At 67.8% G+C, this 10,929-nt stretch carries 11 protein-coding genes and 1 pseudogene; 5 read left to right on the forward strand and 7 right to left on the reverse strand.

Going from position 1 to position 10,929, the window contains the following annotated elements; genetic code table 11:
- Window positions 1-28 precede the first annotated feature (28 nt).
- The 4 genes from ACIQJT_RS37845 to ACIQJT_RS37860 all read right to left on the reverse strand — a co-directional run bounded on the left by ACIQJT_RS37845 (window position 29) and on the right by ACIQJT_RS37860 (window position 4,444).
- Window positions 29-1,267 carry an ATP-binding protein gene (locus ACIQJT_RS37845; RefSeq protein ID WP_402650151.1) on the reverse strand — a complete coding sequence of 413 codons (1,239 nt, stop codon included), beginning with the start codon at window positions 1,265-1,267 and terminating at the stop codon, window positions 29-31.
- A 1-nt stretch (window position 1,268) separates the two neighbouring features.
- Window positions 1,269-2,042 (reverse strand): two-component system response regulator CseB, encoded by a 774-nt coding sequence (gene cseB, locus ACIQJT_RS37850; RefSeq protein WP_402650152.1) that lies wholly within the window; start codon window positions 2,040-2,042, stop codon window positions 1,269-1,271.
- Between the two features lie 448 nt (window positions 2,043-2,490).
- A complete protein-coding gene (locus tag ACIQJT_RS37855; RefSeq protein WP_365464031.1) occupies window positions 2,491-3,498 on the reverse strand; it encodes a helix-turn-helix domain-containing protein in 1,008 nt (335 codons plus the stop codon).
- 7 nt (window positions 3,499-3,505) lie between these two features.
- Window positions 3,506-4,444, reverse strand: a complete 939-nt coding sequence (locus ACIQJT_RS37860; protein WP_365464028.1) for a helix-turn-helix transcriptional regulator — start codon at window positions 4,442-4,444, stop codon at window positions 3,506-3,508.
- A 201-nt stretch (window positions 4,445-4,645) separates the two neighbouring features.
- Between ACIQJT_RS37860 and ACIQJT_RS37865 the strand changes: the two genes are divergently transcribed.
- From ACIQJT_RS37865 to ACIQJT_RS37875, 3 genes are all read left to right on the forward strand, one after another.
- Window positions 4,646-5,581, forward strand: coding sequence for an alpha/beta hydrolase (locus ACIQJT_RS37865; RefSeq protein WP_402650153.1), 936 nt, complete (start codon window positions 4,646-4,648; stop codon window positions 5,579-5,581).
- Between the two features lies 1 nt (window position 5,582).
- The gene (locus ACIQJT_RS37870) at window positions 5,583-6,419 is read left to right on the forward strand and encodes an alpha/beta hydrolase (RefSeq protein WP_365464023.1); all 837 of its coding nucleotides are present in this window, start codon (window positions 5,583-5,585) and stop codon (window positions 6,417-6,419) included.
- A gap of 168 nt (window positions 6,420-6,587) precedes the next feature.
- Entirely contained in the window at window positions 6,588-6,743 is a 156-nt protein-coding gene (locus ACIQJT_RS37875) for a hypothetical protein (protein WP_402650154.1), read from the forward strand.
- A gap of 214 nt (window positions 6,744-6,957) precedes the next feature.
- On the opposite strand, the gene ACIQJT_RS37880 is transcribed toward ACIQJT_RS37875, so the two are convergent.
- The 3 genes and pseudogenes from ACIQJT_RS37880 to ACIQJT_RS37890 form a co-directional block, all read right to left on the reverse strand.
- On the reverse strand, window positions 6,958-7,254 hold the full coding sequence (locus ACIQJT_RS37880) for a hypothetical protein (protein WP_402650155.1): 297 nt from the start codon (window positions 7,252-7,254) through the stop codon (window positions 6,958-6,960).
- A 572-nt stretch (window positions 7,255-7,826) separates the two neighbouring features.
- Window positions 7,827-8,204, reverse strand: a pseudogene (locus ACIQJT_RS37885) (transposase); the annotation flags it as partial.
- A gap of 767 nt (window positions 8,205-8,971) precedes the next feature.
- Complete coding sequence (locus ACIQJT_RS37890) at window positions 8,972-9,586, reverse strand: CGNR zinc finger domain-containing protein (protein WP_402650156.1); 615 nt, start codon at window positions 9,584-9,586, stop codon at window positions 8,972-8,974.
- A gap of 130 nt (window positions 9,587-9,716) precedes the next feature.
- Here ACIQJT_RS37890 and ACIQJT_RS37895 point away from each other — a divergent pair, with 130 nt between their 5' ends.
- Both ACIQJT_RS37895 and ACIQJT_RS37900 read left to right on the forward strand, forming a co-directional pair.
- On the forward strand, window positions 9,717-10,589 hold the full coding sequence (locus tag ACIQJT_RS37895; protein WP_402650157.1) for an MBL fold metallo-hydrolase: 873 nt from the start codon (window positions 9,717-9,719) through the stop codon (window positions 10,587-10,589).
- Between the two features lie 76 nt (window positions 10,590-10,665).
- Window positions 10,666-10,908, forward strand: coding sequence for a hypothetical protein (locus ACIQJT_RS37900; protein ID WP_402650158.1), 243 nt, complete (start codon window positions 10,666-10,668; stop codon window positions 10,906-10,908).
- Window positions 10,909-10,929 lie beyond the last annotated feature (21 nt).

Consider the following 10,929-nt stretch of genomic DNA (forward strand, 5'->3'; position numbering starts at 1 on the left):
TCATCCGTTGTGTATCAGCCCTGTCGCGTCAGCCGGCTGACGGCAGCCGGAGCGTGGCGACGGCTCCGCCGTCGGCGGCGTTGTAGAAGGTCAGCGACGCACCGATGACCTGGGCCTGGCCCGAGGCGATGGTCAGCCCGAGACCGTGGCCGGGGCCACGGTCGGGCGTGCTGGTGCGGAAACGCTGCGGCCCTTCGGCGAGCAGGCTGCCGGGGAAACCGGAGCCGTGGTCGCGGACGACGACCGTCGTCCCGTCGACGGTGACCTCGACCGGTGGACTGCCGTGCCGATGCGCGTTGATGACCAGATTGGCGATAATCCGGTCGAGCCGCCGTGGGTCGGTCTCGGCCACGACGGGCGCGCCGTCGAAAACGAGCCGCGCCTCCACTCCGGTGCGGGCCAGCGAGTCCCGGACCACGTCGGCGAGGACGACGGGCCGCAGTTCGGCGCGTTCCACGCCGGCGTCCAGCCGGGAGATCTCCAGCAGGTCCTCGACGAGGGTGCGCAGTACCCGCACCCGGTCCCTGACCAGGTCAGTGGCCTCACTGTCCGGGAGCAGCTCGGCGGACGTGACCAGACCCATGAGCGGGGTGCGCAACTCGTGTGCGACATCGGCGGTGAAGCGCTGTTCGCTGCGCAGTCGGCCCCGCAGACTGTCGGCCATCGAGTCGACGGTGTCCGAGATCTCGGCGATCTCGTCGCCGCCCCGGCCGCGCATCTCGGTCCTGGCGGCCAAGTCCCCCGCCGCGATGCGGCGGGCGGTCAGCGCCACCCGCCGCAGCCGCCGGTTGGGCAGTTCGGCGGCGAGGGCCGAGAGGGGTACGACGACGGCCAGCGCGAGCAGGGAGTACTGCCACATGTGCCGGTCCAGGGCGTTGCGGCTGAGCTGGTCGGGGGTCATGTCGACGAAGGTCGCCGCCATGCTGCCGTCAGACAGCAGTCGCCCGGCCCACATCCGCGGCTGATACCGGTTGCTCTCGTCGTACAGGGCGGCCTCGCCATGAGCCCGCACGCTCCGCGCCAGGGCCGGTGGCATCTCCTGGGGGTTGTGGACGAGGCTGTCCGTCGCGTCCGGGCTGTCCGAGGTGAGGGCGGTGCTCAGGGCGGTGTAGGCCTTGGCCGCACCGTCGTTCATCGATCGTTCGTAGGTACTGCGGTGCACCAGCAGGCCGACCGTCAGCGCGATGCCGCAACATGCCACGGCCACCAACACGGCGATCTTCCAGCGCAGCGAGCGCCAGTGGAGCAGGGCTCGGACGGTGCCCATGTCAGCGCCGCAACTTGTAGCCGAAGCCTCGGACCGTCTCGATCCGCTCGGACCCGATCTTCTTCCGCAGCCGCTGCACACACAGGTCGACGACGCGGCTGTCACCGTCCCAGCCGTAGTCCCACACGTTGCGCAGAAGGGTCTGCCGGTCCAGGACGATGCCGGGATTCGCGCCGAACTCCAGCAGCAGCCGCAGCTCGGTGGGGGCCAGCGCGATCGGCTCGCCGGCCAGGAACACCTCCAGGCCGGCGGTGTCGATGGCCAGATCCCCGAAGACGAGCAGAGCGCGCTGGTCGGACTGGTCGAGGTGGCCCGACCGGGCCCGTGTGCCTGCCTGCTCCGGTCGGCCCGTGAGTGCGGCGGCCGGAGTGAAGGTGGCCCGCCGCAGCAATGAGCGGATCCGGGCCACCAGCACAGCGGTGTCTACCGGCTTGACCACGTAGTCGTCGGCGCCCGCCTCCAGGCCGGCGACGACGTCCAGCCCGTCGCCACGTGCCGACATCATCAGGATCGGGTCCATGCTGGTCTCCCGGATGCGGCGGCACAGCCCGATGCCGTCGAGTTCCGGCAGCATCACGTCCAGCAACAGCAGGTCGTGCATGCCCTCCCGGAACAGTTCGAGACCGGTCAGTCCGTCGCCGGCCGTCATGACGCGGTAGCCGTAACGCTCCAGCGCCATCGCGACCGACCTACGGATCACTTCGTCGTCCTCGACGAGGAGGATCGTGACGGGATCGGGAGTGGGAGCGCCGACATCGACGGATGAATGGGACATCTTCTCCGACCTGGGGGAGGGGCGGGCGGGGCTGCACCATTGCCGTCAGGAACCCGTTGAGTGCTCCTGACTCCGGGTGCCACCCAGGTCGGGTGCCAGGGCATGGGCGGATCTTCACACCGTACAGCCAACTGATGAGGTATGAGGTGACCATCGCCGCCGTCGAGGCCGCGGGCGCGGTGAACAGGATACGGCGGCGCCGCTTCCGGTGTGCGAGAGCAGGGACCAGAGAGCAGGGGGCCTTGGGCCAGGCCGCCCTCACGTCACTGGCCTGGGGGTCCTCTGCTGGTTCGTCGAGCGGACGGTCTCGTGGCTGCACGGCTTCCCCGCCTGCGCATCCGCTGGGAACGAAGCCGACGACATTCACGAAGTGTTCCTCGGACTCGCCGTCTGCCTGATGATCCCCCCACCGCTGCGTTGCAGCCCGACGCAGGAACGCGCCCGACTGCTAGCCGGGATCGGACTGCTCGCGTTCTGCTCGTTTGCCTGCTGACGGGCCGTTGCCGACTTCAGGGTGAGGGCGCGCACGATGAAGGTGACGCCATTCCCGTGCGCTCATGCCGTATGCGGTGCGGAACCGACGGCTGAAGTGGGCGGCGTCGGTGAATCCCCAACGACGGGCAACGGCACCGATCGGCTGGGAGTCGGCGAGGGTCAGGTCGCGGCGGGCCGCTTCGAGTCGCTCTTGCGTGATCCATTGCGTGAGGCTGAGCGTCGGGTGTCGCCAGAGGTTGTACAGCGTGCGCAGGGAGACGTCGTGGGCGGCGGCGATCTGAGCCGGGGTCAGGGCCGGGTCACCGAGGCGCTGCATGATCCAGTGGCGGATACGGGCGAGCCGGTCGTCCGGGGATGCCACCGGTTCGTCGGCCGCGGTCAGGATCAGGGCGCGGACCAGGGCGGCGGTGGCGGTGCCGACCAGTGCCGCGGGCCCTGGCAGGGCGTCGATGCCGTCGACGTCGCGGCGTAGCTGGGTGAGATGGTTGCGCAGCATCCGGTAGGTGACAGGGTCGCGGTTCAGGTGGAGGGCCCCGCGCCGGATGGTTTCGACAGGCAGGCCGAGCTGGGTGTGCTCGATCTGGACGGCGAACGATCCGCCGGTGCCGCTCCACCGGTAGTCATAGGGTGCGGTCAGGTCGACCAGCATGAGCTCGCCGGTGCGTACGGTGTGCTCGGTGTCGTGCTGCCGGTAGTCGCCGCGGCCCGCGGTCTGCAGCGCCAGGGCGACCAACTCCGGTGCAGCTTGGCGTAGTTCAGCAGGGCCGCGAGTGAGGTGCAGGCCGGAACCCTCGTGGCTGTAGACGCTGGCGGCGGCGCCGAGCCGCCAGTAGCCCAGGCGTGCTTCGGTGGGCTGTTCGAGGTGGACCGCCGCGGGCACGGTGGCCTGTCGCATGACGTCGCGCAGCGCGTCGTCGCGGTCCTGCGGCGGTAGGTCACGGGTGTCGAGGTGGATGACCACGGGTCCGTCACTGCTCCCTGCGCCAGTCGCGGGGGGCCACCCCGAAGGCCTGCCGGAAGCGGCGTGTGAAGTGGCTGGCGTCGGTGAAACCCCATGCATGCGCCAGGGCGGTGATGGACCGGCCGGTGGCGAGTTGGTCGCGGGCGCCGGCCAGACGCTCCATCATGATCCACTGTTCCAAGGTGCTGCCGGTGCCGTGGGACCAGACGGTGTGCAGGTGGCGCACGGAGATGTTGTGGTGGGCGGCGATGCGTGCGGGAGTCAGGTCGGCGTCGGTCAGGTGTGCTCGAACGTAGGCGGTGAGCCGGGCCAGCAGGGTCTCGTGCAGCGCCTCGCGCCGGCCGGTGTCGCCCTGGGCGGCAAGGATGAAGGCACGGGCGAGGTCGGCGGAGGCCGTGCCGATCGCGGCGGCGGCCGGTGACATCGACAGCTGCTCGGCGTTCTGCAGGACGTAGGTGATGTGCTGGCGGACCAGCCCGAGCAGGGGGTTGGTGAGGAACTCGCGGTTGGCCCGGCGGAGTTGGTCCACGCTGATGTCCAGCGCGGTGATGTCGAAGCCGAGCGCGCGGGTGCCGCCGTCGCCGATGCGGTGGTAGTCGTACTCGTCGGTCTGGTCCATCAGCATCACGTCGCCGTGCCCGAGGCGCCGTTCCACTCCGGGTGCCCGGGTCCGGCCGGTGGCGTTCTCGTGAATGCTCAGGCTGAACTGTTCCGGGGCACCGAGCCGGACGTGCCGGGCGGTCTGCGTCATCCGCATGCCGGTGCCGTGGAACGAGAAGGTGTGCACCGCGGTCCCGAGAGGCCAGAACTCCAGTTGAGCACTCACCGGCCCGCCGGTGTTCTCCAGAGTGATGTCGGTGCGTCCGCAAGTCTCTTGCACGGTGGTGAGGATGGCGTCCCGGCGGTGCCGTTCCTCCACATCCCTTGTGCTCAGTAGGACAGGCATGTCGGCAATGTAGACGACCGCTCCTACCAGCGGAAACCCTCTTTCGTGGTTGCACGCTCAGTCAAATTCCGTGCGCTCTCATACATGTGCGGGAGCGCTCCCGTCCTTAGCGTTTCGTCTGACGGCCGGGGGTACGCCGTCCGGGACCGGGCCTGGTCGTCGACCGCGTCGGCCCCGTCTTCATGAGACCAGGAGAGCACTGTGTCCAGACCAGTCCTCGAAGCCTCTGCCCAGGCTTTCGCTGACGCGACATCGAAGCCGCCGTACCTGTTCGATCTCGGCCCCGTCGAGGGCCGCAAGGTGGTCGATGAGGTGCAGAGCCCGGAACCGGTGGTGCCGGCAACGACAAAGGAGTCGTTCACCGACCCCGCTCTGACGATCTTCCGGCCGGAGCACGCCGAAGGCCCACTGCCGGTGATCCTCTACATCCACGGTGCCGGCTGGGTGTTCGGCAACAATCACACCCACGACCGGCTCGTCCGCGAACTCGCCGCCGGTACCGGCGCGGCGGTCGTCTTCCCTGACTACAGCCTGTCGCCCGAAGCGAAGTACCCGACGGCGATCAACGAGAACTACGCCGTCGCCCGTTGGGTCAGCGAGCACGGCGCCGAGCACGGACTTGACGCCACCCGGATCGCCGTGGCCGGCGACTCCGTCGGCGGCAACATGACGGCTGCCTTGACCTTGATGGCCAAACAGCGCGGTGATCTGAACCTCGCGGGCCAGGTGCTGTTCTATCCCGTCACCGACGCCAACTTCGACACCGCCTCCTACCACGACTTCGCCGAGGGCTACTTCCTGCGCCGCGACGCCATGCGGTGGTTCTGGGACCAGTACACCACCGACGAGTCGCAGCGCGCCGAGATCACGGCATCGCCGCTACGGGCCACCACCGAGCAGTTGACAGGCCTGCCACCGGCGCTGGTCATCACCGCCGAGGCCGACGTGCTGCGCGACGAGGGCGAGGCCTACGCCAACAAGCTCCGCGAGGCCGGCGTCCCGGTCACCGCCGTCCGCTACCAGGGCATCATCCACGACTTCGTGATGCTCAACGCGCTGCGGAACACGCACGCAGCCGAGGCCGCCATCAGCCAGGCCATCGCCTTCCTGCGCACCATCCTGAAGACGGAGAGATGACATGTCCTTGCAGACCGACCTTGCCCAGATCGAGGCGGCCAACGCCAGCGGCAAACCGCCGGTGATCTTCATCCACGGCCTGTGGCTGCTGCCCTCGAGCTGGCAGCGCTGGGCCGAGGTGTTCCGTGACGCCGGCTACGCCCCGGTCGTGGCCGGCTGGCCCGACGACCCGGAGACGGTCGAGGAAGCCCACGCCAACCCTGAGGTCTTCGCTCGGAAGAGCGTCGGCCAGGTCGCCGACCACTTCTGCGACCTGATCGGCAAACTCGACCGCAAACCTGCCGTCGTCGGTCACTCCTTCGGCGGCCTGATCACCCAGATCACCGCCGGTCGCGGTCTGTCGGCCGTGTCCGTGGCCATCGATCCGGCACCGTTCCGCGGCGTGCTGCCCCTGCCGATCTCCGCACTGCGGGTCGCCAGCGCCGTCCTCGGCAACCCCGCCAACTATCACCGGGCGGTGCCTTTGACCTACGACCAGTTCCGGTACGGCTTCGCCAACGCGGTCACCGAAGAGGAGGCCCGGCATCTGTACGCGACCTATGCGGTCCCGGCCTCCGGTGAACCGTTGTTCCAAGCCGCGGTGGCGAACTTCAACCCGTGGACCGAGGCCAAGGTTGACACCGGCAACCCCGAGCGCGGCCCGCTGCTGATCATCTCGGGGGAGAAGGACCACACCGTGCCGTGGGCCATCGCCAACGCCTCCTACAAGCAGCAGAAGGACAATCCGAACCCGACCGAGATCGTCGAGGTTCCGGGCCGCGGGCACTCTTTGACCATCGACAGCGGCTGGCGCGAGGTCGCCGATACCGCCCTGGCATTCGTCAAGCGCTTCCACTGAGCCGCTTCCGCCGACCGACGCCGGAGTGCGTCGGTCGGCGTGCCCCCGAAAGGTGCGGATCTTGACCCAGCACCTACACCATGCGGGCTCCCTGGTCGGCGGCTGGCCGACGGCGACAAGCGCCACCCTGCACTGCCTCACCGGATGCGCCATCGGCGAGATTTGGGCATGGCGATCGGCACCACGGCGGGCCTGAGCAACGGCATCACCATCGCACTGACGGTCGTTCTCGCCTTCATCTTCATCTTCGGCTACGCGCTCACCGCCCGCGGCGTCCGGCGCACCGGTTTGCCATGGCCGCAGCCGATCCGGATCGCGCGCTGATCGCTGACACCCTGTCCATCACTGTGATGGAAATCGTCGACAACTCCGTGGTAGCCACCATGTTGGGCATCTGGCCGGGTGCGAGGCCGACGCGCATCGCGCCCGGTCGGCCTGGGCTTGTCTGCGACAGAGCCAGCCTCGGCGCGACTCTCGCCGAAAGGTGGCTGCGATCGAGGGCGGGGGCCCCGGCCGCGCCGGGGCCGCCCGCTTGGAGCTATGGCATCGTGCGAGCTCTCGCGGCCAGTGCTCTCTGCAGTACCTTCTCTCGGTACGGGTTGGCTGAACTGAGGGCCTGCGCCACCTCTACGGCCTCGTCGAGCAGGGCCAGCCTGCGCTCGGGCAGCTCCTGCACCAGCGGTGAGCCGCTCTCCTCCACCAGGACGTACGCCAGCTTCGATCCGTACACCTCAGGCTCGACCTGCGTCAGCAGGCGGTAGATCCACAGCCCCTCGGCACCTCGCACCACCCGGCGGTTGGCACTGAGCAGCCTGACCCTCGCCAGCACAACCATGTCCTGATCCATTGATCCCCTTCGTCCCCGTCCCTCCCCGGCCGGCACATGTCACACGGCGAGACAGCACGGCGAACGGGGCCGGCAGCCGATGACGGATGCCGGCCCGTTGGCCGGAGAGTGGATGACGACGAGTCTGCGGTCACGGCACCACCTGCAACAAGGCTGTACGGGCGTGCGCTTCGTCCTACCGAAAGCGGCTTCGACCAGGCATGATGGACCTGACACTCACTCAAGCCCCCTCATGCTTCAGCGTCGTGCCCGGCTGAACGTGCAGGCGATGAGCATGGCCGCAGACCCGGTCGGCCCGGCCACTACTGGTTTCCGTCTGTTGCCGGCGCGCGCTTCGGGCTGGGGCACTTCGAGACCTGCTTCGTCCACGACACAGACGACGAACTCGACGCCTGGGCCGACAGCCTTGGCCGCCAGCAATTCTGGCCGATCGTCCGACTGCAGATGTTCACCACTACGGGAGGCACCTGCCTCCGACTCTGTTCGATTCATGGCGTAGGGCGGTCCCGTAATGATCTTCGAGCTGTTTGAGGGCGTGGGTCGCGGTGCGGGCCACACGGCTATGCGGCGAGTGCAAGGTTGTGCAGGTGGGCGATGTCGATCATGGCGTGGTGCTCTCCGTCGCCTTTGAGTCGGCAGTCGCGGAGGATCTTCCAGGTCTTCATACGGCGCAGACGTGTTCGACACGGGCGCGGGCCCGCTTGGGGGCGTGTTGTGTTCCTGTCTCCAGTCCGGAAGGTCTTCGCCCTTGCGTCGGCGGTGGTGCATGACGGGCCCGGTGGCGGGATAGCCGCCGTCGGCGATCGTGATCGTCTTGCCCACGGCGGCTTGGCGTCGGATCCTCCTATGCCTTGCAGTCGTTGCGTTTCCGGCGACATGCTGGCGGACCACGACGACGTTCCGCGTGTTTCGGCGTCGATGACGACCTGATGGTTGGTGCGCTCATGATGTTGCCGAAGTGAGTGACAGGCCCGATCCGGCGAGGCGTCCGTCGACGAAGCAGGGGCGGTACCGGATCTTTCGCGAGCCCTGGCGGACGGTTTGGATGAGGTGCTCGGGGTGGTGGAGGCGGTGTTGGACAGTCCCGCGCCGCAGCAGGGACCAGATGCCCTCGACCGGCTTGGGGTCAGGTGCGTAAGAGAGCGCCTGACGGCGCATCGCCTGGCATCCGACCACAAGGAGCTTGATCTCCGCCACCGTGAGATCCGGCCACCGCTCACCGGGTTCACGAACAAGTACGCGGAACTCGGAGATCGGCTGACCGACGTTGTGCTTGATGGACTCCGCCCTGGCCGGTAAGACCGGTCGGCATGTTCGGGGTCTGGACAGGTCAGTGCGTAACGACCTGCTTTCCGGCTGCGTACGTTCGTGCGGCCGTCCGGCGAAGGCTGATCCGGGACGGGATGACCGCTGCCGAACGGGGCCTCAGTTTTCGGGGGCGGGTCGTCGAGTTCCCCTCGTAACCGCATCATTTCGGTCGTCGCCATGAGGTTGACTGCTGCGAAGAATGGAGTTGAAGCGGCTGGCTGTCCGGGCGGCTGGTTCGGCCGGCGGGCTGCGCATGGGCATTGCGCCATCACCGGGCGATTCACCGTGCAGCATCTAGGAACCGGCTTTGGTCAGGATGCCGAGGCCGGACATGCCGTTCGGCCTCGGAGCACGCCCGGCATGTGCGGCGACGGTCATCGGGCGGCGACCATGACCTTCAAGCAGTCGAGTCGGCGGCCCGGCGTGCCCGTGACTTGCGCAGGTTTTCGGCATTGCCGCAGGTGCGGACGTCGTGCCAGACGCCGCTGGTGTTTCTGGAACTGTCCCAGAAAGCGACGAGGCACTCCTGGCTGCGGCACAGCTTCAGGCGGCGCCAGGTGCCGGCACGTTGCGCGTCGTGGATTGCGGTCAGTACGTGCTCGATGAGTGCTGGGATCCCGGCAGGACCAGGTGCAAATCTCACGATCCCGTCGGCGTCGAGCCGCAAACGTGCCGATGCTTCGATGACCACAGGGGCCTGGCCGCTTACCGCATCGGGGCCGTGGTCACGCGCGATGAGCGAGCGGCGGATCGCGTCGCGCAACTCCCGGAGGCTGTTCACGCCCGGACTGGTGGCGCTGATGCCGTGGCCGCTGAGCCACTTGGCGGCGGAATCGGGTGCATCCAGGAGGTCGGGCACATCACCTCGACGCTTCGTGACGGGGGCGGTGTTCAGAAGGTCCTGCACCAGCCGCAGCTTGTCGGGCGCCGGAGCCACTCGGAATCTGCCGGCGCCGCCATCGCCTACGTGCAGGGCGCTGTCGCTCCCCGCGGCTGCTTCGTTGCGTGGCATGACAGAAGCATACTTCGTTTGGTTAGAGCAGGTCTCGAAGAGACTTCTGCTGCTTACGTGCGCCACAGCGTGATGAATGACGTAACCAAAAATGTTACGGTTACGTCATTCGACGTTGGAAGGAAGCCGCATGTCCGTCATTCCTGCAAGTCCGTCCTCCACTCTCCGTTACGAAGTCTTCGTCTCTGACATGGTTCCGGCCGCCAGCCCTCCGGCGCCGGACGGTTGCCCGTCGCAGTGGTCATCGCTGTCGCACACACTGATCTACGGGCCGTCCGAGGCGTTGCTGACAGACCCACCGATCACGCAAGGGCAGGCTGACGCGCTCATCCAGTGGCTCGAAGGCCGGCATGTGTCGCTGCGGTACATCTACCTGACCCACGGACACGCCGACCACTACCTCACCACCAACTACCTCCTCAGGCATTTCCCGGACGCCACCGCGGTCGCGACCGGAGAGACCCTTGCTCGCATTCGCCGCGAGACGCCGAACGGGCAGATCTCCGAGCGGTACATCAGCTTCTTCGGTGACGCTCTCCCCGAGCCGCCCATCACGGTCAACGGAACTGCCATCGCCGATGCAGGGCTGGAGCTCGACGGGCAGCCGCTCTTCGCCGTCGACGTCGGTCACTCGGACACGGACGACACGAGCGTGTTGCACGTCCCGTCACTCGACCTGGTTGTCGCAGGCGACGTTGTGTACAACAACGTGCACCAGTACGTCGGCGAGGGGCGGGACGGCGGTTTGGAGGCCTGGCACCGCGCCCTCGACGCCGTCGCTGACCTGCATCCCCGCTTCGTGGTCGCCAGCCACAAGGACACTCGACGAGGCGACTCGCCCTCGGACATCGACGAGACCCGCCGCTACCTCGATGCGGCAGCCTCGGTTCTTGGGAAGGCGAGCGATGCGACACAGTTTTTCAACGCGCTCAAGGAGCAGTATCCGGAACGTGTGAACCCGTGGGCGATCTGGCTCAGCGCTCGACGCCTCTTCCCCAACTGACGGCGTGCCGTACCTGGTTGGACGGCTGGTGCGTTGGCTGGGCGTGGGGGTTATCTCACCGGGTGCAGACGTACGGATGCACGAATCCGACGTTGCGGCAGGTCGCGCCGTGCAACCGATCAAAGCCACCCTCGCCCGTAATCGCGATGTCCAGCTGACCATGAAGACGGGCACAGCCGGCGACGGGCTCGGCCTGGAACTTCGCGACGTCAAGCATGAACAACTGGAGCGCAACGTGGTCGTGCTGAAGGCAGGCCCCACGACCACACCGAACGCGGGAGCGCAGGCGGCACTGGCCAACAGGCTGCGTCGCCGCTGATGCACTGGACCACGCACTGGA

This window comes from Streptomyces sp. NPDC091972 (genome assembly GCF_044756385.1).
Taxonomy (GTDB): Bacteria; Actinomycetota; Actinomycetes; order Streptomycetales; family Streptomycetaceae; genus Streptomyces.

Coding starts and splice junctions, on each gene's coding strand:
- ACIQJT_RS37845 (WP_402650151.1), bottom strand. CDS start 1,267: ATGGGCACCGTCCGAGCCCTGCTCCACTGGCGCTCGCTGCGCTGGAAG.
- cseB (WP_402650152.1), bottom strand. CDS start 2,042: ATGTCCCATTCATCCGTCGATGTCGGCGCTCCCACTCCCGATCCCGTC.
- ACIQJT_RS37860 (WP_365464028.1), bottom strand. CDS start 4,444: ATGCCTGTCCTACTGAGCACAAGGGATGTGGAGGAACGGCACCGCCGG.
- ACIQJT_RS37870 (WP_365464023.1), top strand. CDS start 5,583: ATGTCCTTGCAGACCGACCTTGCCCAGATCGAGGCGGCCAACGCCAGC.
- ACIQJT_RS37875 (WP_402650154.1), top strand. CDS start 6,588: ATGGCGATCGGCACCACGGCGGGCCTGAGCAACGGCATCACCATCGCA.
- ACIQJT_RS37880 (WP_402650155.1), bottom strand. CDS start 7,254: ATGGTTGTGCTGGCGAGGGTCAGGCTGCTCAGTGCCAACCGCCGGGTG.
- ACIQJT_RS37890 (WP_402650156.1), bottom strand. CDS start 9,586: ATGCCACGCAACGAAGCAGCCGCGGGGAGCGACAGCGCCCTGCACGTA.
- ACIQJT_RS37895 (WP_402650157.1), top strand. CDS start 9,717: ATGTCCGTCATTCCTGCAAGTCCGTCCTCCACTCTCCGTTACGAAGTC.
- ACIQJT_RS37900 (WP_402650158.1), top strand. CDS start 10,666: ATGCACGAATCCGACGTTGCGGCAGGTCGCGCCGTGCAACCGATCAAA.